Origin of the sequence: Pseudoduganella buxea (assembly GCF_009720835.1) — a bacterium.
GTDB lineage: Bacteria > Pseudomonadota > Gammaproteobacteria > Burkholderiales > Burkholderiaceae_D > Rugamonas > Rugamonas buxea.
The window spans coordinates 38,708-62,253 of the sequence record NZ_WNKZ01000022.1 but is presented as its reverse complement, the minus strand read 5'-3'; the positions used below and the strand labels follow the sequence as shown (position 1 = coordinate 62,253).

The window sequence follows — 23,546 nt, the reverse complement described above, 5'->3', positions numbered from 1 at the left end:
CGTATCACGGCGGCGGCAGCCGGTGCAGCAGCTTGTCCAGGGTGATCGGGTAGTCGCGCACGCGGATGCCGGTGGCGTGATGCACGGCATTGGCGATCGCCGCCGGCACGCCGCTGATGCCCAGTTCGCCCACGCCCTTGGCCTTCAGGGGCCCGGCCGTGGCGTCCACCTCGTCGAGGAAGATGACGTCCATGTGCGGGATGTCGGCATGCACGGGCACTTCGTAGCCGGCCAGGTCATGATTGACGAAGAAGCCGGCCCGCTTGTCCACCACCAGGTGTTCCATCAGGGCCGCGCCGGCGCCCATCGTCATGCCGCCCAGGATCTGGCTGCGCGCCGCCAGCGGGTTGATGATGCGCCCGGCCGCGCACACGGCCAGCATGCGGCGGAGGCGGATTTCGCCCGTGTAGATGTCCACGGCCACTTCGGCGAAGTGGGCGCCGAAGGTCTGCTGGGCGTAGCGCCTGGCCAGGTCGCCGTATTCCATCGCTTCTTGCGCCACCAGTTCGCCGGCGGCGACGGCGTCCAGCAGGGGCCGGGAGAGTCCTCCGGCGCGCACCCGCCCCGCGGTGAATTCGGCGTCCACCGACATCAATCCCAGGCGCTTCGACACCATCTCGCGCAGCTTGACGCAGGCCGCGTACACACCCGCCGTCGACGAGGCCGCGCCCCACTGGCCACCCGAGCCGGCGCCTTCGGGAAAGCGCGAGTCGCCCAGCCGCACCGTCACCTGGTGCAGGCCCACGCCCAGCATTTCGGCCGCCGTCTGGGCCAGGATGGTGTAGGTGCCGGTGCCGATATCGGTCATGTCCGTCTCGACCGTGACGTGGCCGCGCCCATCGAGCGTCACGCGCGCGGCCGACCTGGCCACGGGCGCGCCCCGGATCGCCGCCGCCACGCCCATGCCGACCAGCCAGTCGCCTTCGCGCCGGCTGGCGGGCTTGCCGGCGCGCTTGTCCCAGCCGAAGCGCGCGGCGCCAGTCCGCAGGCACTCGACCAGCTGGCGCCGCGAGAAGGGCAGCTTCGTTTCCGGGTCGACCTGGGTGTCGTTCAGGATGCGGAAGGCCACCGGGTCCATGTCCAGTTTTTCGGCCATTTCGTCCATCGCGATCTCCAGCGCCATCATGCCGGGCGTCTCGCCGGGCGCGCGCATGGCGCTGGCCTCGGGCAGGTCCAGGTGGGCCACGTGCAGCCGCGTCATGCGGTGCGCGCCAGCATATAAAAGCTTGGTCGGTGCCGTGGCCGATTCCGGCCGCGGTCCCAGGTTGCCGGACCAGCTTTCATGGCCGATGGCCGTGATGCGCCCGTCCGTTCCCGCGCCGATGCAGATGCGCTGGATGGTGGCGGCGCGGTGCGTCGTATTGTTGAACATCAGCGCCCGCTGCAGGGCCACCTTGACGGGCCGGCCCAACTGCTTCGCCGCCACGGCGGCCAGCACGGCGTCGGCCAGGATCGAGCCCTTGCCGCCGAAGCCGCCGCCGACATAGGGCGAGACGATACGGATGTTTTCCCTGGCGATGCCAAGGGTGCGGGCGACATCGCGCACGCCCCAGGCCACCAGCTGGATCGCCGTCCACAGGGTCAGCTTGTCGCCGTCCCAGGCGGCGATGGTGGCATGCGGTTCCATCATCGCGTGGCCGTGGTCCGGCGTCGTGTAGGCCGCGTCCAGCGTGACGGGGGCGGCCGCGAATGCCTTGTCGAAGTCGCCCACCCTGGATGCCAGGGCGGGATTGGGCTGCAAGGGCTGGCCCGTGGGCGGCTTTTCCTTCGCCTGCGCCAGGTCGAAGCTGCCCTTGTCGCGCGCATAATCGACACGCAGCAGGCCGGCGGCGGCGCGGGCCTGTTCGAAGGTTTCGGCCACGACGATGGCCACGGCCTGGTGGTAGTGGTCGACCTTCGGTCCGGCCAACGCCCGCGTCACGAAGAAGGCGCCCGTGCCCAGCGGGCCCGCGTTGGCGGCCGTAACGACGCCCAGCACGCCCGGCGCCGCCCGCGCCGCTTGCGTGTCGATGGCGCGGATGCTGCCCTTGCCGATGGCCGCGCCGACGATCCAGCCGTAGGCCGCGCCGGGCACGTCCTGCTCGTGGGCATAGGTTGCCGTGCCCGTGGTCTTCTTCGGGCCGTCGATGCGTTCGGTGGCGTGGCCCACCACCTTCAGGCGGTCGATGGGGTTGCGTGTCGCGGGCGTGTCGAATTTCATGGGCGTCCTCGCTGGGCTGGAATAGGGGCTCGACTACGGGGCTGAACCACGGACACTCTACCGGGATTGGCAGAATACTATTAGCCGCCGAAACCCGCATGCCGTCATTAGCGTGGCTAATCAATCAAGCCTTTCCGGGACGGTACCTGGCAGAGTTGACGGCTTTGCATCAATAGAGGCGAAATGTGTATCGATTCCGTCAAATATTTCTCAAAAGCATTAAAGAACGCAAGGTTTCGGCCGTTAAAAGGACGATAATCGGCTGTAGCCAGCGACCTGTTGCAGGCAGCCTGTAGAGAATCAGCCGGATTCAACCCGTTAGGCCGTACAACCGAACTGGCGCCGCCCCGATCCCGCGTCGTCCACCGTAACCTGAGCTGACAATGACCCACCGCTTCACCCGTCTCGTTGCCGGCGCCCTCCTGGGCGCCACTTGCGCCACTTTCGCCGCCGGTGCCCGCGCCGGCGCGCCCGCCGACGCCGGCGATCCCGCCGTCGTGCGCTTCGACATCCGCCGCTTCGACGTCAGCGGCAATACCCTGCTGCCGGCTGCTGCCGTCGATGCGGCCGTGACGCCGTTCGCCGGGCCGCAGCGCGATTTCGGCGACGTGCAGCGCGCGCTGGAAGCGCTGGAAGGGGCTTATCGCCAGGCCGGCTACACCGTCGTCACCGTGGAACTGCCGGAACAGGAACTGGACCAGGGCGTGGTGCGCCTGCGCGTCGTGCAGACGCGCATCGGCAGCGTCAAGGTGCAGGGCAACGCCTGGTTCGACGAAGCCAATATCCGCCGCAGCGTGCCCCGGCTGGAGGCAGGGCGTACTCCCAACGTGGCCGCGATCTCGACGGCGCTGAACCTGGCCAACGACAACCCGGCCAAGAAGGTCAGCCTGAAGCTGCAGGGCAGCGATACGGAGGGCGAAGTCGACGCCACCTTGCAGGTGACGGACGAGCGGCCCTGGCAGGCCATGCTGAACCTGGACAATACGGGCACGGGCCAGACCGGCCGTACCCGCGCCGGCGTCGTGCTGCAGCATGCCAACCTGTGGAACCTGGACCATGTCGTCAGCCTCCAGTACACCACCACCGTCGAGCACCCGGGGAAAGTCAAGGTGTACGGCATCGGCTACCACATTCCCCTGTATGCGCTGGGCGACGCGCTGGACTTCTATGGCAGCTACTCGAACATCGATTCGGGCACCGTGACGGCGGGCGTGTTCGACCTGGCCGTCAGCGGCAAGGGCGCCGTGTACGGCGCGCGCTGGACGCAGAATCTCCGCAAACGCGGCGACTACCAGGCCAAGCTGCTGTACGGCATCGACTACAAGGGCTTCAGGAACAGCATCGTGCTGTTCGGGCAGGAGCTGGGCAACGACGTCACGGTGCGCCCCGCCAGCATTGCCTACCAGGGCACCCTGGTGCGCGAGACGAGCGAGCTGGCCGGCAGCGTGACCCTGGTGCGCAACCTGCCGGGCGGCTCGCGCGGCAAGCAAGCCGACTTCACCCGCGCCCGCGCCGGCGCACCGGACGACTACACCTTGCTGCGCATCGGCGCCAGCTACAGCCGCGTGCTGCCGCGCGACTGGCAGGTGCGCGCCATCGCCAACGGCCAGTGGACCGACGATGCGCTGATTCCCGGCGAGCAGTTCGGCGCGGGCGGCGCCGCCTCGGTGCGGGGCTTCACGGAACGCGAGGTCGCCAACGACCGGGGCCTGGGCGCCAACGTGGAGCTGTATACGCCCAACCTGTGCGCCCGGCTGAACGGCCAGTGCCGCGCGCTGGCCTTCTACGATGCCGCCTGGCTGCGCCGCGTCGAGGCGCTGCCGGGCGAGCTGGCCAGCACGGCGATCGCCAGCGCCGGCCTCGGCCTGCGCCTGTTCGTGGCGCGCAACCTGAACCTGCAACTGGACTACGGCCACGTGGTCCGCGCCGGCGCCACGGCCCGTGCCGGCGCCGACCGCCTGCACCTGCGGCTTGGCATGACCTACTGAGGCACCATGATGAAAACACTGTCCCACTTCGTTTCCGCGCGCACGCTGCGCACTACCTTGCGGCGCAAGCTGCTGCCGGCCCTGATCGCCGCCAGCTTCGGCGGCGCCGCGCACGGCAACCCCGTCGCCCCGCAGGTGGTTGCCGGCCAGGCCGCGTTCAGCCAGCAGGGCCAGGTATTCTCGATCACGAACGCCCCCAATACCATCATCAACTGGCAAAGCTTCTCGGTGGGGCGCGACGAAATCACCCGCTTTATTCAGCAGAACGCCGACAGCCGCGTGCTGAACCGGATCACGGGCCAGGACCCCAGCCGCATCCTCGGTGCGCTGCAGTCGAACGGCAAGGTCTACCTGATCAACCCGAACGGCGTGCTGTTCGGGCAGGACGCCCGCATCGACGTCAATGGCCTCGTCGCGTCCAGCCTGGGCATGGCCAATGCCGATTTCCTGGCCGGTAAGGACAGCTTCGCCGCCCGTGACGGCAGCACGCCGGGTGCCGTCGCCAATGCCGGGCGCATCGTCACGCCGCAGGGCGGCCAGGTGATGCTGATCGCACCGGACGTACGGAACAGCGGCATCATCCAGTCGCCCCAGGGCGAGGTGCTGCTGGCCGCGGGGCGCAGCGTGCAGCTGGTCGATCCGGCCAACCCGGCCGTCCACGTGGTGGTGTCGGCACCAAGCGACGCCGCGCTGAACCTGGGCAGCATCGTCGCCGCCGGCGGCAAGGTGGGCATCTACGGTGCGCTGCTGAACCAGCGCGGCACCGTCAATGCCGACAGCGCCGTCATCGGCCCCGGCGGCAAGGTCGTGCTCAAGGCCAGCCAGAAGGCGCTGCTCGAAGGCAGCAGCGTCACCAGCGCGCGCAGCGGCACCGGCGGCAACGGTGGCAGCATCCAGGTACTGGGGCCGCAGGTGGGCCTGACGGGCAACGCGAAAGTGGATGCCTCGGGCGCGCAGGGCGGCGGCACCGTGCTGGTGGGCGGCGGCTGGCAGGGCAGGGATGCGGCCGTGCCGAACGCGGCGCGTACCTTCGTCGGCGCTGACGCCGTCGTCACCGCCGATGCGCTGGTCGATGGCGCCGGCGGCACGGTGGTGGCCTGGGGCGACGAAGTAGCGCGCGTGCACGGCAGCTTGTCGGCGCGCGGCGCCGGTGGCGGCAAGGGCGGCCGCGTGGAGACCTCCGGCCATGTGCTGGATGTGGCCGGAGTTCGGGTCGACGCGCGCGGTCCGGGCGGCAATGGTGCCTGGCTGCTCGACCCTTATGATATCGACGTCAGGCGCGTGCCCGTCAACGGCGGCGCCGGCCTGGCCGACGTGGCCGATTTCGGCGCTGGCGCAGCCCAGGGCGTAACGGAGATCGACACGGCGCTGCTGTCGGATGCCCAGGCCGACGTCGTGCTGCAGGCAAAGCACGACATCACGTTCAGCCATGCCGTCAACGTGGCGGCGCAGGGCGTGGGGCTGACGGCGCAGGCCGGACACGACATCAACATCAATGCGTCGGTCACGACGCACGGCGGCGCCGTCATTTTGACGGCCGACGATCCGGCCGCCGCCGGCGGCTTCACGGGCGGCGCAGTCACCACCAGCGGCGCGATCCGCACCGGCACGGGCGACGTGACGATGAGCGGCGCGGCCGTGGCGATCGGCGCTCCTGTCACCGCCGCCAATATCTCGCTGGTGGCCGATGCCATCAACCTTGGCAGCGACCTGTCCGCGCCGGGCGGCACCGTGTCGCTGACGACGGCAACGGCCTCGCGCCCGATATCGCTCGGCGCCGAGACGGCCGGCCAGATGGGGCTGACCGGCACCGAACTGCGCCGCATCGGCACGGGCGACCTGCATATCGGATCGAGCCTGCACACGGGCGGCGTGAACGTGCCTGGGGCCGTGGCGCTGGACGGCGTGGACGCCCTGTATGTCGAATCGCAGGGCGACATCGCCGTGAGCGCGGCACTGGGCACGAGCCGTGCCGGCAGCCTGGTCTACCTGGGTAACCAGGACGGCGCGGGTCGCGTCGTGCTGGGTGGCGCCGCCGCCGTGACGGCGCCCTCGGTGCGCCTGCGTTCGGATCACCTGGTGCTGCAGGATGCGGCCCGCATCGCGGCGGACGCCGTGTATGCCGACGCCTACGGGTTCGATACGGCCCTGTCCCTGGGCGCCGCCGATGCCTGGTTGAGCAATGCCGCTCTGGCCCGCATCGATTCGCCCAAGGTGGCGATCGGCACGTGGGAAGGCTACACCGGCGCCGTCACCGTGACGGGCGCCATCAGCCTGGGACAGACGGCGGCCAACGGCCTCACGCTGGCCGGCGGCAGCATCGCCATCGACGCGCCGCTGGTCACGCAGGGCAAGCTGTCCCTGCTGACGAGCGGTGACGTGACGCAGGGCGGCCGCATCGCGGCCGACAGCCTGGCGGTGCGCGCCGCCTCGGTCGCCTTGGACAGGGAAGACAACCGGGTACGCAGCCTGACCGTCGACAGCGAGGGCACCGTCAACTTCGCCAATGCGGCCGACCTGGCCATCGCTGGCGTGCGCGGCACGGACATCATGCTGGCAACGGGCGGTTCGCTGTCGTCCAGCAACGTGGCCGATGCCGTAATCTCCGGCGACACGCTGGCCATCACGGCCGGCGGCGCCATCGGCAGCAGCGCCAGGCCCCTGTTGACGGCTGTCCGTCAACTGGACGCAGAAAGCACGGCCGCCAGCGGCACGTCGCCGATCGCCATCCGCAACAACACGCCGGGTCTCGCCAACGGGCTGACGGTGCGCCGGCTCAAGCTGGGCCTGGGCAACGGCGGCGCCATCACGCTGAACAACTATGGCGCCGTGACCTTGCAGGAGGACGGCCAGATCACCAGCGACAGCGGCGACATCGCCGTGACGGCGCACAGCCCGTTGACGATCTTCGGCGCAGTGACGTCGCGCCAGGGCGACATCACGCTGGAGGCGGCCCCCAGCGGCTCGCCGCTGGACCGCCTGACGGTGGGCCCGGGCGCGCGCATCAGTACCGACCGCCGCATCGCGCTGCGGGCCGGCGCCACCGTCACCGTCGATGCGGCCGCCGTTGTCGGCGCCGGCGCGGGTATCACGACAACGGAAAACCTCAACGGCGCGGCACCACCGCCGGTGGACCCTGTGCCGCCGGTGACCCCGCCCGTCGATCCAGTCACCCCGCCAGTCACGCCGCCGGTCACGCCGCCGGTCACGCCACCGGTGGAGCCGGTGCCCCCGGTCGTCCCGCCGGTGACGCCGCCAGTGGATCCGGTCACGCCGCCCGTCACGCCACCGGTAGACCCCGTGCCGCCGCCCGTCACCCCGCCGGTCACGCCCCCGGTCGGGGAGCCCATCACGAACGTGGACCAGTGCCGCCTGACGCCGACGCTGCCCGCTTGCACGGTGATTGCGCCGCCGTCGGTGACGGAGCCGGACAAGCCGGTCCAGCGTGCGGCCAACCAGGTCATCGCCGCCGTGCAGCAATCGCAGCCGGTACAGGAAGAACGCCAGGCCGGGGAACCGGCCGAGAAGAAGACAACAAGCGACGGCAGCGCCGACGCAGCAAAGGGAGCGCCAAATGAAAAACCCGCGATCAAGAACTACTGCAACTAAGGCAGCCATCGCCGCGCGGCCATCCGCCCCGCGGTCGGCCATGCTGTCGGTCCTGCTGCTCGCCTTGACGCTGTTCGCCACGGCCGGGGCCTGGGCCGCGCCCGTGGCCGGCGTCGTCGTCCAGCTGAGCGGCCCCCTGCTGGCCAAGAAGGCCGGGGGCGCCGTCAAGATCCTGTCGCTCAAATCCGAAGTGGAGAACGGCGACACCCTGGTCACGGAGAAGAACACGTACGCCCAGATCCGCATGATCGACAGCAGCGAAATCACCTTGCGCCCGGCCTCCACCTTCGTCATCGAAAACTTCAGCTTCGACAGTGCCAGACCCGAAGGCGACCAGGCCCGCTTCAACCTCGTCAAGGGCGGCCTGCGTTCCGTCACGGGCCTGTTGGGCAAGCGCAGCAAGGAAAAATTCGAGCTGAAGACGCCAACGGCGACGATCGGCATTCGCGGCACTACTTTCGTCGCCGAGTTCGTGCCGCCTGGCGTCCCGACGGCACCCGGTGCAGGCTCGGCCAGCCGCAGCCCTGGCCTGTACGTGCAGGTGCTGGACGGGATGATCTACGTCAGTAACCCGGGCGGCGGGGCCAGCTTCAACGCGGGTCAGTTCGGTTTCGTGCCCAATGCCGTGCTGCCGCCGGTGATCGTGCCGGCCAATCCCGGCATCCAGTTCACGCCGCCGCCCGTGTTCAACGCGAGCACCGGGCCGCAGGCGGCAGGCCGGCCCGGCACGGCGGCGCCCGGGGCGGTCGACTGCGAGGTACGCTGAACGGGCCAAGGCGGCGACGCATTGCCGCCACGGCGACGGGCGGCCCGACTGCCTGATCTTGCAAACCCTCGCCACCAACGTATAATCCGCCCCGTTTGGTGCCCGCGCCCGTGTCCACGAGCGCAGTTAAACGGGAAACACATGGCGTGACGCCAGGGTGTGCTGCCCCCGCAACGGTAAGCAAGCGCCGTCGATGACGGCAGAGCCTCTTCGTAAACCACTGTTCGCCGCAAGCGGATGGGAAGGTGAGGGGTTCGGACTTGCCAGCCCGGATACCGGCCAGACAGGTGGAGCGACATGCTGTCCGCGAGGATGGGCATGCGCTCTGTTCAGGCGCGCCCACGGGGAAGTCGGCGCGCTTGCCTGCTGACCGGGACCTCCATGTTCGACCTGCCTGCCGATGGCGCCGTGCGCACCGTCGAGAGTTTGCTGTACTCCGTTTCCACCTTGCTGTACCTGCCCGTCCTGCTGGGCATCGCCGCGCTGGCCCTGTACATGCTGGTCTGCCTCGGTGTTTTCGCTGGCGAGTGGCGCGAGCGCCGCTGCGGGGTGCGCATGCTGGTCGACGCAGCCCGGGCCCAGATGCTGGCCTGTGCCGCCGACGGCGACGGTGACGACGCAGCGGCGGCGCCGCTGGACGCGCGCCTGGAACGCATCGTCCAGCGTGCCGACGGCCTGGGCCTGCGGCGCCTGGACCGGGTCCGCTTCGTCGTGCGCGTCGGCCCCGCGCTGGGCCTGATGGGCACCCTGATCCCGATGGGCATCGCGCTGGCCGGCCTGGCCCAGGGCAATGTGCCGAAGATGGCCGAGAGCATGACCACGGCCTTCACGGCCACCGTCGTCGGCCTGGCCGGCAGCGTGCTGGCCTACGTGCTGGCGCTGGCGCGCGAGCACTGGCTGCGGGCCGACATGACGGACGTGGCCTTCTGCGCCGAGGAGATCCTGCACGCCCGGCGCGGCGGTCTACACTTGGTGCGGAAGGATTCCTGATGCGCTTCATGCGAAGCACCCGGCACGCCCGCCATGCCGACAGCGGCGACGATCCGCTGGCCGGCGTCGCCAACCTGTTCGACGCCAGCATCGTCTTTATCGTGGCGATGATGCTGGCCCTGTTCTCGGCCTGGAACATGATGGACCTGCTCGACCCCGATTCCGAGGTCACCATCGCCAAGAAGGGCGCGGACGGCAAGGTCGAGATCCTGACGAAAAAAGGCGCCGAGATCAAGGTCAGCCGGGTCAGCGACAAGCCCCTGTCCGGCGACGGCAAGCGCCTGGGCACGGCCTACCAGCTGCCCGACGGGAAGGTCGTGTATGTGCCGGAATAAGCTGCACTGCTGGCTGTTCGCCCTGTGCGCGTTGCTGGCATCGCTGGGCGCGCAGGCACAGACGCGCACCTTGGCGCTGCTGCTGGGCGACGTCGAATCGCGGCCCGCCGTGCTGGCCGCGCGCGAACTGGGCGCCGAGCTGAACGCAGCGCGCGTGGCCGTGCGCATCATTCCCGCCAGCGGCATGACAGCGGGCGATCACGCCGCGTTGGCCAGTGCCGATGTCGCCATCGTCAACGTCAAGGGCAGCCAGCTGGTGCAGGCCATCGCGCCCGAGCTGGAAACCTTGCGGCGGCGTGGCGCCACTGTGCTGGCCGTCGGCGCCACGCCGGACGACGCCCAGCGCGCGCTCGGCTTCACGGTCGATACTGCCGTGCAGGCCTATCACCGCGAAGGCGGCGTGGAGAATGCGGCCGGGTTACTGCGCCACGTGCTGGTTCAATCCTTCGGCGCAAATGTCACCGTGCCGCCCGTGCAGGCCATGCCGGAACACGGCCTGTACGACGTGGCCGCGAACCGCAGCGCGGCCAGTTTCGACGATTTCGTGGCGCATTACGCCCGCCACCGCCCCGGCGCGCCATGGATCGGTGTGATGTTCTACCGCTCGAACCTGGTGGCCGGGCAGACCCTGCCGCTGGCGGCCATCGTCGCGCGGCTGGAGCAGTCCGGCTACAACGTGCTGCCGGCCTACGGCTATCCCTACGATGTGCCGCTGCGCCTGTTCCTGGACGGCGCGGGCCGCAGCCGCATCGAGCTGCTGGTGGCGCTGGGCATGAAGGTGGGCGGCACGGCCGCCACGGCCGGGCTGCTGGAACGGATCGGCGTGCCCGCCATCAATGCCATCACCCTGAGCCAGCACAGCGCGGCCCAGTGGGAAGCGTCGAAGACGGGCCTGGACCTGATGGAGCGTACGTGGCAGATGGCCGGCGCCGAGATCGCGGGGCTGATCCAGCCTACCGTCGTGGCCAGCCGCGAGAACGTGCGCGACAAGGCCACGGGCCTGGTCTACGTGGAAGAGCAGCCCATCGCCGGGCGCATCGAACGCCTTAACGCGCGCGTGGCGGCCTGGCTGGCGCTGCGCCGCACGCCGAACGGCGAGAAAAAAATCGCCATCCTGTATTACAACTATCCGCACGGTTCCGGAACCATCGGCGCGGCCTACCTGAACGTGCTGCCGGAGAGCCTGTGGCAGATCGGCGCGCGGCTGCAGGCGGTCGGCTACCGCTTCGGCGTGCATTACCCGGCCACGCCGGCGGCGCTGCAGGCCGAGATCCAGCAGTGGGGCAATTACCCCGGCAAGGGCGGCAAGGAGTACCTGGCCGGCCTGGCGCGGCTGGCACGCAGCGGCGAAGCGCTGCTGGTGCCGCTGGCGGACTACCGACGCTGGTACGACGCCTTGCCGGCCGCGCTGCGCACGGCGGTGGAAGCGGCGTGGGGCAAGCCGGAAACGTCGCCCGTGCTGTGGCGCGACACCCATGGCGTGCCGCACTTCGTATTCCCCGCGCGCCGGCACGGCAACGTGCTGCTGGCGCCCCAGCCGGGCCGCGCCTGGGAACAGAACCTGGCCAAGCTGCACAACGATGTCAGCCTGCCGCCGGGGCACGAGTACATCGCCTTCTACCTGTGGCTGCAGCATGGCTACGGTGCCGGCGCGGTGCTGCACGTCGGCACCCACGGCACCCAGGAATGGCTGACGGGGAAGGAGGCGGGCCTGTCGGAAAGCGACGCCACCGAGGCGCTGATCGGCGCCATGCCGAACATCTACCCGTATGTGATGGACGACGTGGGCGAAGGCCTGCAGGCCAAGCGGCGCGGCATGGCCACCATCATCGACCATATGACGCCGCCCTTCGACGCCGCAGGACTGAACCCCGACCTGCGCGAGCTGGGTGCGCTGCTGAACGACTACCGCGTGGCCGGGCAGAAGAGCCCCCTGCTGGTGAAGGCGCACCTGGCCGCGCTGAACGCGCTGGCCGCGAAAGCTGGCGTGCTGAAGGACATGGGCAGGAAGGGGCTGACGACGGAAGCGGACATGGAGGCGCTGGAGGAGTACCTGGACGATACGGGCGCCAGGCTGACGCCGTTCGGCCTGCACACCTTCGGCGTGGCGCCGCCGGCCGCGCTGCGCAACGCGACGGCGCGCGCCGTCGTCAGCCTGGACACGTCCGTCGCCCCGGACCGGCAGGCCGCGCGCACCGCGCAGCTGGAGGACGACATCGTCGCCAGCGCCGAGGCCGAGCTGGCCCGCCTGGTGCAGGCACTGGACGGGAAATTCATTCAGACGGGACCCAGCGCCGACCTGCTGCGCAACCCCGGCGCGCTGCCGACGGGGCGCAATTTCTTCGGCCTGGACCCGTCGCGCATTCCCAGCCGCGCCGTGTACGAGCAGGGTAGCAACCTGGCCACCAGCCTGGTGACGGACTACCGGCGCCGCCACGGGACATGGCCGGACCGCATCACGATGAACCTGTGGGGCGTGGAGACGTCGCGCCACGAGGGCGTGATGGAAGCGCAGGCGATGGCACTGATGGGCGTCAAGCCCACGTGGGACGAGCGGGGCCGCGTCACGGGCGTGGAAGCCATTGGCCGCCGCGCGCTGGGCCGCCCGCGCGTGGACGTGACGATGGTGTCCTCCGGCCTGTTCCGCGACCTGTTCGGCAACCTGCTGGCGCTGCTGGACCAGGCCACGCAGCTGGCCCAGGCCCAGGACGACGGCGGCGAAAACGGCAGCGACAATCCGCTGCGTGCACGCACCCAGGCCACGGCGGGGGCATTGCGCACGGCCGGCCTGGACGCCGATACGGCGGTCCGGCTGGCCGGCGTGCGCATCTTCGGCCTGCCGTCCGGCGCCTACGGCACCAACATCGAAAAACTGATCCCGCTGACGAACGCGTGGCAGGACGAGAAGCAGGTGGCCGACGTATTCGTCAACCGCATGAGCCACCCCTTCGGCAACGGCTACTGGGGCGACGATGCGGCCGACCCGGCGCAGCGCCGCGCGCTGTTCCGCCAGGCCCTGTCCGGCAGCAAGATTGCGCTGCACAGCCGCTCGTCGAACCTGTTTGCCACCCTGGACAACGACGACTTCTTCCAGTACCTGGGCGGCACGGCGATGGCGATCCGCTCCGTCGACGGCAAGACGCCGGACGTGATCGTGTCCGACCTGTCGAATGCGCGCCGGCCCGGCCACAAGACGCTGGCCCAGTACATGGGCCAGGAAATGCAGAGCCGCTACCTGAACCCCCGCTGGGCCGACACGATGCTCAAGGAAGGCTACTCGGGGGCGCGCTTCATCAACCGCGTCGTCGATTACCTGTGGGCGTGGCAGGTAACGGTGCCGGAAGTGGTCGACAACGGCACCTGGCAGCGCATGTACGACACCTACGTGGCCGACCGCCATGGCCTGAAGGTGCGCGAGCGCATCGCCGCCGGCGGCAACCTGCGCGCTTACCAGGCCATCACGGACCGGATGCTGTCGGCCATCGAACGGGGCTACTGGCAGCCTTCGCGGGAAGTGCGCGACACCCTGGAGGCGCAGAACGATGCCGCCATCGCCCAGGCGGGCGTGGCCTGCAGCGCCGATTCGTGCAGCCGGGCCACGTTGCGTTCGGCACCCCTGCTGGCGCCGGGTCCGGCAGGGCAGGGCGGCGCGCCGGCCGACACGGTTACCGAAGCTGTCGCGGTGAAGGCGGCGCCCGTTGCCGGGACCGCGCCACTGGTGCCGACACAGGCGCAGGCGCAGCCGGCTCCTGCGCAGGCTTCCACGGCAGTGAGCGGCTTCCAGATGGAAGCGATCGAACACATGACACCGGTGCAGAAGACCATCGGCGCGCTGGTGCTGCTGGCGCTGGCGGCCGTGCTGGTCGGCCTCGGGTACTGGTGGCGGCGCGGCACGGCTGCGCGCCTGCAGGCGGATTTATAAATGGAGAAGCCAATGAAGCGAAACACGCTGCGCCGTCGCATGACGGTGCTCACCGCAAGCCTCCCCTCGCTGCTCGTCGGTGCCGGCGCCGGCGCCCAGGAAGAAGCGCCACCGGTGGTCAAGGTGCTGGGTCACTACGATAACAGCGTCGGCACGTCCGACGCGGCCAGCCAGGGCACGGTGACGGCCGGGCTGATCGCCAACCGGCCCGCGCTGCGTCCGGGCGAGCTGCTCGAATTCGTCCCGGGCGTGATCGTCACGCAGCACAGCGGCGACGGCAAGGCCAACCAGTACTTCCTGCGCGGCTTCAACCTCGATCACGGCACCGACTTCGCCACCTATGTCGACGGCATGCCCGTCAACATGCGCAGCCACGCGCACGGCCAGGGCTACACGGACTTGAATTTCCTGATTCCCGAACTGGTATCGCGCATCAGCTACCGCAAGGGGCCGTACTACGCCGACGAAGGCGATTTCTCGTCCGCCGGCGCCGCCCACATGGGGCTGGCCGACCGTCTGGATGCCGGCACGGCCACCGTCACGGTGGGGCCGCACCAGTACCGCCGGGCGCTGGTGGCCGATTCGGTGGCGCGGGGCGACGGCAACCTGCTGTATGCGCTGGAACTGGCCCACAACGACGGGCCGTGGCAGACACCGGAAGCCTTCCACAAGTGGGCAGGCGTGCTGCGCTACAGCTTCGCCGCCGGCGCGGACAAGTTTGCCGTCACGGCGATGGGCTACCGGGCCGGCTGGCGCGCCACCAGCCAGATCCCCCTGCGCGCCGTGACAAGCGGGCAGCTGGACGAATTCGGCGCCCAGGACCCCAGCGACGCGGGCCACACGTCGCGCTACAGTCTGTCGGGCGAATGGAAGCGGCGCACGCTTGACACGGCCTGGCATGCCAATGCCTACGTGGTGAGATCAAGCCTGACCCTGTACAACAACTTCACGTGGTTCCTCGACGACCCCGTCGACGGCGACCAGTTCATGCAGGCCGAGCGCCGCACGATGGCCGGCTTCGACGTATCGCACACGTGGTTCGGCCGGCTGGGCGAGCGTGCCGCCAGCACCGTGGTGGGCGTGCAGGGCCGCTTCGACCATATCGCGCCGCTGCTGCTGGGCGCGACGCGTGCGCAGCAGCCGCTGCGCACCTATGCATCGTCGAAGGTGGACGAGGCGAGCGTGGCCCTGTGGCTGCAGAACACGGTGCAGTGGAACGGCTGGCTGCGCTCCGTCGCCGGCCTGCGGCACGACAGCTACCGCTTCGACGTCGACAGCTCGCTGGCCGCCAACAGCGGCCGCGCGAACGACCATGTGACGTCGCCCAAGCTGTCGCTGGTGCTGGGGCCCTGGCGCAAGACGGAACTGTTTGCCAACTACGGCGCCGGCTTTCACAGCAACGACGCACGCGGCACGACGGCCCACGTGGCGCCGCGCGAACTGGCGCCGGTCGATCCCGTCACGCCGCTGGTGCGCACGCGCGGCTCGGAGCTGGGCCTGCGCAGCGAAATCGTGCCGGGGCTGCAAAGCTCGGTGGCCCTGTGGCGGCTGCGCTCCGGGTCCGAGCTGGTGTTTTCGGGCGACGCCGGCGACACGTCGGCCAGCCGTGGCAGCAAGCGCAGCGGCATCGAGTGGAACAACCACTATATCGCCGCGCCGTGGCTGCTGTTCGACCTGGACCTGGCGTATTCGCGCGCCCGCTTCACGGAAAGCGACCCGGCCGGCGACCATGTGCCGGGCGCGGTGGAGAAGGTGGCTTCGTTCGGCGCCACCGTCAACGATATCGGCCCTTGGTCGGGCGCCTTCCAGCTGCGTTATTTCGGTCCCCGTCCGCTGGTCGAGGACAACAGCCGGCGATCCTCGTCGACGGCGCTGGCCTACCTGCGCGCGGGTTATCGCATCAACCGGGCGTGGGCGCTGTCGGTGGACGTGTTCAACCTGTTCGACCGCAAGGTCAGCGACATCGAGTATTACTATGCGTCGCGGCTGCCGGGCGAGGCGGCCGAAGGGGTGGAGGACATCCATTACCACCCGGGCGAGCCGCGCAGCGCCCGCGTGACCCTGCGCCTGACCTTCTGATCAGCGCAGGAACATGTAGACCGTCAGCAGCGCGCCGACGATCACGACGAAGATGCGCATCACGCGCGGTGGCAGGCGGTGGATCAGCCAGGCGCCCAGCAAACCGCCGCCGATGCCGCCGGCGCACAGCGCGGCCGCGGCGGGCCAGCTGATCAGGCTGGAGAAGGCGAAGATCAAGGTGGCCGCCGCGTTCATCGCCATGGCCAGCATGTTCTTGGTGGCGGTGGCCGCGCGGATCTGCTGGCCGGCGATGGTCAGCGCGGCCAGCATCAAAAAGCCGATGCCGCCGCCGAAGTAGCCGCCATAGACGGCGATGGCGCTCTGCGTGGCGACCAGGGCCCAGCGCGGCATCGACGCCGCCGCGTGCAGGGGCTGCTTACGAAAGGTCCCCCAGGCGAACATCGACGTGGCGAACAGCACCAGCCACGGCACCAGCCGTTCGAAGAAGGTGGGCGGCGTCACGCGCAGCAGGATGGCGCCAAGGATGCCGCCGACGATGCTGATGGCGAACATCTGGCGGAAGGTCAGGGGCCCGACGTCGTCGACCAGCTTGCGCCCGGCGATGGCCGACGTGGTCTGGCTGGGGAACATGGCGATGGTCGACGTCATGTTCGCCGCCAGGGGATTCAGGCCCGCCAGCAGCAGGGCGGGAAAGGTGATGAAGGAGCCGCCGCCCGCCAGCGCGTTCTGGGTGCCGGCAAACAGGCCGGCGGCGGCGATCAGCAGGATGGTGGGCAGGTCGAGGGGCGGCACGGGCGGCATGAAGGCTTTCAGGAGGGCGCAAATCCGGGAGAGATCGAAACGCGTGGTCAAGCGATTATAGCGTCGCCCGCAGGCCACCGCCTGCCGTGCGCTGCCCGGGCAGCGCTACAATCGAACGACCGACAATCACTCACGCGGAGGCAGCTTGGACCCTTATATCCTGTACTACTGGCCCACCATCCAGGGCCGCGGCGAATTCGTGCGCCTGGCGCTGGAGGAGGCGGCCATTCCCTACCAGGACGTGGCACGGGGCAGGAACGGCATGGCGCAGATGGAAGCGGTGCTCGACGCCGGCCGCGAAGCGTTTGCCGCCTATGCGCCGCCGGTGCTGCGGGCCGGCGAACTGCTGATCGGGCAAACCACCAATATCCTGCTGTTCCTGGGCGCGCAACACGGCCTGGCCCCCCGTACCCAGGCCGGACGCCTGTGGTGCAACCAGCTGCAGCTGACGATCGCCGACGTCGTGGCCGAGGCGCACGACAGCCACCACCCGATCTCGATGAACCAATACTACGAGGACCAGAAGAAGGAAGCCAAGGCACGCGCGGCCGACTTCCGCGCCGAGCGGATACCGAAATACCTCGGCTACTTCGAAGGCGTCCTGGCGCGTAATCCGGGCCGGGGCGGTTTCGCCGTCGGCTCGCGCCTGACGTATGTGGACCTGTCGCTGTTCCAGCTGGTCGAAGGCCTGCGCTACGCTTTCCCGGCCACGATGGCCCGGCTCGAACCGCAATGGCCGCACCTGGTGGCGGTGCGGGACACCGTGGCGGCACGGCCGAACATCGCCGCCTACCTTGCCTCGAAGCGGCGCATCGCCTTCAATGAGGACGGCATCTTCCGCCGCTACCCCGAGCTGGACAAGTGATCAGGCGGCGGCCGTGACCGGGTAGCCAGCCTCGGCAATAGCCGCCTTGACGGCCGCCAGCGGCGCGGATGAGTCCACCTTGACGGCCTTGGCGCCCAGGTCCACCTCGACCTGGGCGCTCCCGTCGACCGCCTTGATGGCCTTCGTCACGCTGGCCACGCAATGGCCGCAACTCATGTTTTCCACTTGCAGTTGGTACATGCTGTACTCCTTTCGTTGTCGATACCGTACTGTAATGCTTACCACGGTGGGAAGGTCAAGCGTGCCCGCAATATTGCCCGAATTCGGGAATTCCATGCTTGAGAACCTGTGTCGCCTGAAAACGGTGCCTGACCGCTGCGGCGGACCGACCGGTTTTCAGGCAATAAAAAAGGCGCTGTCACCCGGTCGCAGTGAACTGTCCACTCAGCATTCAACTTCCTGCCGGGAATAATGCAGCCCGTAAAAATTGCTGCGGCGTGCTCAGGTGTCGACAGTCGAGCTCGTGTATCCAGCCCAGGTAGTAGGGCAGGTAGCGGCTCGCCACGCCGTGGAAGCGGAGCAGCCAGTTCTTGAACACGGCGTGATACCGGTTCACGTTCTGGACGTGGATTTCCCCCAGCACCCGCTCGCCCTGGCGCAAATTGACGGCCCGGTGTGCGATGCCGTGACCTTTCGCGAAATCCCGATAGGCTGCCGCCGCATCGGTGGCCAGCAGCACGGCCTTGTCCAGCACGGGCAATAAATGGCGCTGCAATTGCGCCACCGTGACGGGGCCGCGCCCCGGCACGAAATCGCAGGTACGCCCTTGCCGGTCGCGTGCCACGAGAATGCAGTCCAGTTCGCCGCTGATGCCGCGCTTTTTCGCATGACCACCTCGCCGCCGGGGAGGACGCGTCATGTGACGCGAGCCCTTCTGCGATTCCAGTAAATACGTTTCGTCGGCCTCGACGATGCCGTTCAAGGGTTTGGGGCGGTCATCCTTGGCCATGGCGAGAAAGCGGTGGCGCCAGCGAAAACTGGTGTTGCGGTGGATGCCGGTCGATTCGGCTGCCGCGCGCACAGTCATCGAACCGAGCATGCACTGCAGGAACGGCAGCCATTTTTCGCGCAGGCGGATGAAAGCCAGCGGCGTATCGGTCAGTGCATTGAAGGACCTGTGGCACTGCCGGCATCGGTATCGCTGCAGGCCGCGCAGGATGCCGTGGCGGTACAGCTTGTCGCCGTCGCAGTGCGGGCATCGGCGTATGCGCGCGCCCCGTTCCTCGATGACGGCCAGGCAATCGGCCAGCGAGGCACATCCTTCGAACAGACGGCGCAAGCCCTCGCCCTGCTCCCAGGTCAGCCTGGTCAGCCAGGCCAGACATTGCATCCGTACGGCTTGGTACTCGTCGATTTCCATGCCCGCCTCCGTCTTGGCTGATGCCAACTTACGGTATGACAATGGTCGAGCCTACAAGTTCCTTGCGGCCGGGGCACAGAGCCATAAAAAAACCCCGCCGGCATCGCTGCGGGCGGGGTATGGCGCCGTGAGGCGTGAGATTTACAGCACGTCGCTGGCGTGGTCGGCCAGGCGCGAGCGCTCGCCGCGGGCCAGGGTGACGTGGCCGCTGTGCGACCAGCCCTTGAAGCGGTCGACCACGTAGGTCAGGCCGCTCGACCCTTCGGTCAGGTAAGGCGTGTCGATCTGGGCGATATTGCCCAGGCACAGGATCTTCGTGCCGGGACCGGCACGCGTCACCAGGGTCTTCATCTGCTTCGGCGTCAGGTTCTGCGCCTCGTCGATGATGAGGAATTTGTTGACGAAGGTGCGGCCGCGCATGAAGTTGAGCGACTTGATCTTGATGCGCGAGCGGATCAGGTCCTGCGTGGCGGCGCGGCCCCATTCGCCGGCGTCGTTATCGGATTTGTTCAGCACTTCCAGGTTGTCGTCGAAAGCGCCCATCCACGGCCCCATCTTCTCTTCCTCGGTGCCCGGCAGGAAGCCGATATCCTCGCCCACCGGCACGGTAACGCGGGTGACGATGATCTCGTTGTACAGCTTTGTCTCCAGCACCTGCGCCAGGCCGGAAGCGAGCGCCAGCAAGGTCTTGCCGGTACCGGCCTGGCCCAGCAGGGTAACGAAATCGCATTCCGGGTCCATCAGCAGGTTCAGCGCGAAGTTCTGCTCGCGGTTGCGCGCCGTTACGCCCCACACATTGTTCTTGTTGTGGCTGTAGTCGCGCAGCACCTTGATGACGGCCGTCTTGCCGTTCAGCTGCTTGACCTGGCCGTAGAACGAGGCCTCGCCGTTGTTCGGCTCCAGGAACACGAACTGGTTCACCAGCAGCGACGGCACGAACGGGCCCGTGACGCGGTAGTAGGTGTAGCTGTAGCCGTTCTTGTTCTCCTGCCAGGACTCCATGTCCTTGCCGTGCTTGTTCCAGAAGTCGTCCGGCAGCTGCACGATGCCCGAGTACAGCAGGTCCGTGTCTTCCAGCACGTGGTCGTTGAAATAGTCCTCGGCGGGCAAGCCCAGCGCGCGCGCCTTGATACGCATATTGATGTCTTTCGACACCAGCACGACGGCACGGCCCTGCTGGTCCGCTTCCAGCGAACGGACGACGGCGAGGATCTGGTTGTCGGCCTTGCCTTGCGGCAGGCCTTCCGGCAAGTCGGCCAGTTGCAGGCGGGTCTGGAAGAACAGGCGGCCCTTCGCGTCCTTGTTGCCCAGCTTGGCCAGCGGGATGCCCTGTTCGATGGCATCGTCTTCCGTGTTGGCGATCAGGGCGTCCAGGGTGCGCGACACCTGGCGGGCGTTGCGCGCCACCTCCGTCATGCCCTTCTTGTGGTTGTCCAGCTCTTCCAAGGTCATCATCGGCAGGTAGACGTCGTGTTCCTCGAAACGGAACAGCGATGTCGGGTCGTGCATCAGCACGTTCGTGTCGAGCACGAACAGCTTGGTGCCGCCGACCTGGTCGGCATGGCGGCTGGCCGAGGACTTGATGACGACTTCCTTGGCCTTGTGGTGAACCGGGTGCGGTGCCTCGGCCTTTTGCGGCACGTCGGCTTTTTGCGGCGTGGACTTGGCGCGGGGTGCCTTGGCGGTCACGGGGGCAGCTTCGGCAACCGGCACCGGTGCGGCGGCAGGCGGCGTCGGCACGGCAGGAGCGACGGGGGCAGCGGCCGGCGCGGCGGTCTTCGCCACGCTCTTGCGCGCGGTTTTCTTCGGTGCCGGCGTCGGCAGCTCGGCCATCACCGGTGGCGCCACCGGTTCCAGTACTTCCACGGATTTCGCGCGGGCCGATTTCTTCGGCGCGGCGGCGGCGGCTTCGTGTTCAGGGAAAGGGACCGGATTCGCTCCGCTCGCCTTGGGGTAGTCTTTCGCCAGCAGCAGGGTCGCTGGCTTGGTAGGCAGTTTTGGCAGTGGCATCAGGATCTCGTCTTAAAAGGGTGCGCCATGGCGGGCACATGCCGGGCCATGGGGGCGGGGTCTGTCGGAATAATGGGATGCCGGGTTTGGGCGCAATGCCGGGACAAAACAAGGAAACAGCTGGTGACCCGGGGGCCACCGATCAGTGGGGAGAGGAGAACGCTGTTGACTCAAAATCTGGCGATGAAAGTAGGGAAGATCCGTGGCTGACGTTCGTTGGAATCAGTGTAAGGCATGCGGTGATCGGACATGCCCGGCCAGTGTACCGCGCCGGCCGAAACAGTGCTGTACTGTTCAGCTGCGCGTGACGAATTCCAGCACTTCGTCGACGTGGCCGGGAACCTTGACGCCACGCCATTCTTTCACCAATCGGCCGTCAGCGTCAATGACAAACGTACTGCGCTCGACCCCCCGCACTTCCTTGCCGTACATCTTCTTCTGCTTCATGACGCCGAAGGCCAGGCACATCGCCTCGTCGGGATCGGAAATCAGTTCGAACGGCAGTTCCAGCTTGGCCTTGAAGCCTTCATGAGAACGCAGCGAATCGCGGCTGATGCCGTAGATTTCCACGCCGGCTGCCTTGAAACGCTCGTGCAGGTCGCGGAAGGCCAGGCTCTCGGTGGTGCAGCCGGGTGTATTGTCTTTCGGGTAGAAATACAGCACGGTGGCCTTGGCCGGGCGGCCCAACAGCCGGAAGGTCTGGCCGCCCGTCATGGCGGCGGTAAAGTCAGCCAGGGGGGCTGGGGTTTGGCTATCTGCCACTGCGATTCTCCTGGATTTTCAGATGATGCCGGCCGTGCCGGCACTTATTTTTCGATGATCAGGGCCAGCAGCGCCTTGCGCCCTTCGCCCATCAGGATATTGTAGGTGCGGCAGGCGGCATTGGTGTCCATGCACTCGACGCCGATTCTCTGCGCGGTCAGCGGCGCGGACAGGCGCGGGTGGATGAAGCGCTGGCGCTCGCCCGTGCCGAGGATGACGACATCGGGCTGCTCGGCCAGCAGCTGCTCGAAATGCTCGACCGTCAGCTGGTCGAAAGCGGAGACGGGCCAGGCACGCGGCGCCGTCTCGGGCAGCATCAGGAGGCTGTAGTCGTAGGGTTGGGCGTTGATTTCGACACCGCCCTGAAAGTACCCCGTCACGGTCTGGTACTGTTTGGTGTTGCTGGCGTGAAGCTTCATGAAAAAGGCTCGTATCTGGTCTCAAACAACCCTTATTGTAACGCCAATCGTGGGGTTTACCGGGCAGGGCGGGGCCGGAGGTTGCTTAAATGGGGCGCTTTCGGCAGAATGGGTTATTTTCGCAATGCAGCATCGCGGGATCGGCGGGCCAGGCGGCACGCCATTTCGCGGACAGACAAGGATTGATTTTGCGCCCGATTCAGAAATCGAACAAGCTGGCCGAAGTTTGCTATGAAATCCGTGGTCCCGTGCCGGAAAAGGCGCGGCAGATGGAGGAAGAGGGCCACAAGATCACGAAGCTCAATATCGGCAACCTGGCCGTCTTCGGCTTCGATCCGCCCGACGAGATCGTGCAGGACATGAAGATCCAGCTGCCCAACGCGGCCGGCTACACCGATTCGAAGGGCATGTTCGCGCCGCGCAAGGCGGTGATGCACTACACCCAGGAGAAAAATATCGCCGGTGTCAGCATCGACGATATCTACCTGGGCAATGGCGCCTCGGAACTGATCGTGATGGCGATGAACGCCTTGCTCAACAACGGCGACGAAGTGCTGGTGCCGGCGCCGGATTACCCCCTGTGGACGGCCGCCGTCAGCCTCTCCGGCGGGCGCCCGGTGCACTACATCTGCGACGAGCAGCAGGACTGGTACCCGGACATCGAGGACATGCGGCGCAAGATCACGCCGAACACGAAGGCCATCGTCGTCATCAACCCGAACAACCCGACCGGCGCGCTGTACCCGGACGAGGTGCTGCTGCAGATTATCGAGCTGGCGCGCCAGCACCAGCTGATCATCTATGCCGACGAAATCTACGACAAGGTGCTGTACGACGGCGCCGTCCACACGTCCATCGCGGCGCTGTGCGACGACCTGCTGGTCGTCACCTTCAACGGCCTGTCGAAGAACTACCGCGCCTGCGGCTACCGTGCCGGCTGGATGGTGCTGTCGGGCGAGAAGCGACATGCGAAGGACTATATCGAAGGCCTGAACATGCTGGCCTCGATGCGCCTTTGCGCCAATGCGCCGGGCCAGTTTGCGATCCAGACTGCGCTCGGCGGCTACCAGAGCATTCATGACCTGGTGGGCCCGGGCGGGCGCCTGCTGAAGCAGCGCGACCTCGCCTACCGGCTGCTGACGGAAATCCCCGGCATCAGCGTGGTGAAACCGAAGGCGGCGCTGTACATGTTCCCCCGCCTCGACCCGAAGATCTACCCGATCGCGGATGACCAGCAGTTCGCCTACGACCTGCTGGCCGAAACCAAGGTCCTGGTCGTCCAGGGCACGGGCTTCAACTGGATCGCGCCGGACCACTTCCGCGTCGTGTTCCTGCCCAATACCGACGACATGACGGAGGCCTTCGGACGCATTGCCCGCTTCCTCGAAGGCTACCGCCGCCGCAACGGCCAGGCCTGACCGATCAACCCGGTGCCCTTGCCGCAAGGCGGGGCGCCGC

16 protein-coding genes and 1 riboswitch are annotated in these 23,546 nt (G+C 68.0%); of the genes, 9 read left to right on the top strand and 7 right to left on the bottom strand.

Going from position 1 to position 23,546, the window contains the following annotated elements:
- Window positions 1–4 precede the first annotated feature (4 nt).
- The gene (gene paoC / locus GM672_RS10280) at window positions 5–2,200 is read right to left on the bottom strand and encodes an aldehyde oxidoreductase molybdenum-binding subunit PaoC (RefSeq protein WP_155470435.1); all 2,196 of its coding nucleotides are present in this window, start codon (window positions 2,198–2,200) and stop codon (window positions 5–7) included.
- 383 nt (window positions 2,201–2,583) lie between these two features.
- Between paoC and GM672_RS10275 the strand changes: the two genes are divergently transcribed.
- The 7 genes from GM672_RS10275 to GM672_RS10245 all read left to right on the top strand — a co-directional run bounded on the left by GM672_RS10275 (window position 2,584) and on the right by GM672_RS10245 (window position 15,889).
- Window positions 2,584–4,188 (top strand): ShlB/FhaC/HecB family hemolysin secretion/activation protein, encoded by a 1,605-nt coding sequence (locus tag GM672_RS10275; protein ID WP_155470434.1) that lies wholly within the window; start codon window positions 2,584–2,586, stop codon window positions 4,186–4,188.
- A gap of 6 nt (window positions 4,189–4,194) precedes the next feature.
- The gene (locus GM672_RS28910; RefSeq protein WP_155470433.1) at window positions 4,195–7,797 is read left to right on the top strand and encodes a two-partner secretion domain-containing protein; all 3,603 of its coding nucleotides are present in this window, start codon (window positions 4,195–4,197) and stop codon (window positions 7,795–7,797) included.
- A gap of 40 nt (window positions 7,798–7,837) precedes the next feature.
- A complete protein-coding gene (locus GM672_RS10265; protein ID WP_155470432.1) occupies window positions 7,838–8,563 on the top strand; it encodes a FecR family protein in 726 nt (241 codons plus the stop codon).
- A gap of 79 nt (window positions 8,564–8,642) precedes the next feature.
- Window positions 8,643–8,861, top strand: a riboswitch (cobalamin riboswitch).
- A gap of 83 nt (window positions 8,862–8,944) precedes the next feature.
- Window positions 8,945–9,553 (top strand): MotA/TolQ/ExbB proton channel family protein, encoded by a 609-nt coding sequence (locus GM672_RS10260; protein WP_155470431.1) that lies wholly within the window; start codon window positions 8,945–8,947, stop codon window positions 9,551–9,553.
- Window positions 9,553–9,888 (top strand): DUF2149 domain-containing protein, encoded by a 336-nt coding sequence (locus tag GM672_RS10255; protein ID WP_155470430.1) that lies wholly within the window; start codon window positions 9,553–9,555, stop codon window positions 9,886–9,888. The genes GM672_RS10260 and GM672_RS10255 overlap by 1 nt, the downstream gene beginning before the upstream one ends.
- On the top strand, window positions 9,875–13,810 hold the full coding sequence (locus GM672_RS10250; RefSeq protein WP_155470429.1) for a cobaltochelatase subunit CobN: 3,936 nt from the start codon (window positions 9,875–9,877) through the stop codon (window positions 13,808–13,810). The genes GM672_RS10255 and GM672_RS10250 overlap by 14 nt, the downstream gene beginning before the upstream one ends.
- A gap of 12 nt (window positions 13,811–13,822) precedes the next feature.
- On the top strand, window positions 13,823–15,889 hold the full coding sequence (locus tag GM672_RS10245) for a TonB-dependent receptor (RefSeq protein ID WP_229417659.1): 2,067 nt from the start codon (window positions 13,823–13,825) through the stop codon (window positions 15,887–15,889).
- Here GM672_RS10245 and GM672_RS10240 read toward each other — a convergent pair whose 3' ends face one another.
- A complete protein-coding gene (locus GM672_RS10240; protein ID WP_155470428.1) occupies window positions 15,890–16,651 on the bottom strand; it encodes a sulfite exporter TauE/SafE family protein in 762 nt (253 codons plus the stop codon). It abuts the gene before it with no gap.
- Window positions 16,652–16,796: 145 nt separating this feature from the next.
- On the opposite strand from GM672_RS10240, the gene GM672_RS10235 reads away from it, so the two are divergent.
- Window positions 16,797–17,516 carry a glutathione S-transferase gene (locus tag GM672_RS10235; protein WP_155470427.1) on the top strand — a complete coding sequence of 240 codons (720 nt, stop codon included), beginning with the start codon at window positions 16,797–16,799 and terminating at the stop codon, window positions 17,514–17,516.
- Here the strand turns inward: GM672_RS10235 and GM672_RS10230 are convergent, their stop codons facing one another.
- From GM672_RS10230 to GM672_RS10210, 5 genes are all read right to left on the bottom strand, one after another.
- The gene (locus GM672_RS10230; protein ID WP_155470426.1) at window positions 17,517–17,717 is read right to left on the bottom strand and encodes a heavy-metal-associated domain-containing protein; all 201 of its coding nucleotides are present in this window, start codon (window positions 17,715–17,717) and stop codon (window positions 17,517–17,519) included.
- 211 nt (window positions 17,718–17,928) lie between these two features.
- Window positions 17,929–18,897: an IS1595 family transposase gene (locus tag GM672_RS10225; protein WP_155470425.1), complete on the bottom strand. Its 969-nt coding sequence runs from the start codon at window positions 18,895–18,897 to the stop codon at window positions 17,929–17,931.
- 141 nt (window positions 18,898–19,038) lie between these two features.
- Complete coding sequence (locus GM672_RS10220) at window positions 19,039–20,907, bottom strand: PhoH family protein (RefSeq protein ID WP_155470424.1); 1,869 nt, start codon at window positions 20,905–20,907, stop codon at window positions 19,039–19,041.
- A gap of 294 nt (window positions 20,908–21,201) precedes the next feature.
- The gene (locus GM672_RS10215; protein ID WP_260098572.1) at window positions 21,202–21,669 is read right to left on the bottom strand and encodes a peroxiredoxin; all 468 of its coding nucleotides are present in this window, start codon (window positions 21,667–21,669) and stop codon (window positions 21,202–21,204) included.
- 44 nt (window positions 21,670–21,713) lie between these two features.
- Window positions 21,714–22,088, bottom strand: coding sequence for an Mth938-like domain-containing protein (locus GM672_RS10210; protein WP_155470423.1), 375 nt, complete (start codon window positions 22,086–22,088; stop codon window positions 21,714–21,716).
- Between the two features lie 188 nt (window positions 22,089–22,276).
- Here GM672_RS10210 and GM672_RS10205 point away from each other — a divergent pair, with 188 nt between their 5' ends.
- Window positions 22,277–23,506 (top strand): pyridoxal phosphate-dependent aminotransferase, encoded by a 1,230-nt coding sequence (locus GM672_RS10205; RefSeq protein ID WP_155470422.1) that lies wholly within the window; start codon window positions 22,277–22,279, stop codon window positions 23,504–23,506.
- Window positions 23,507–23,546: the final 40 nt, after the last annotated feature.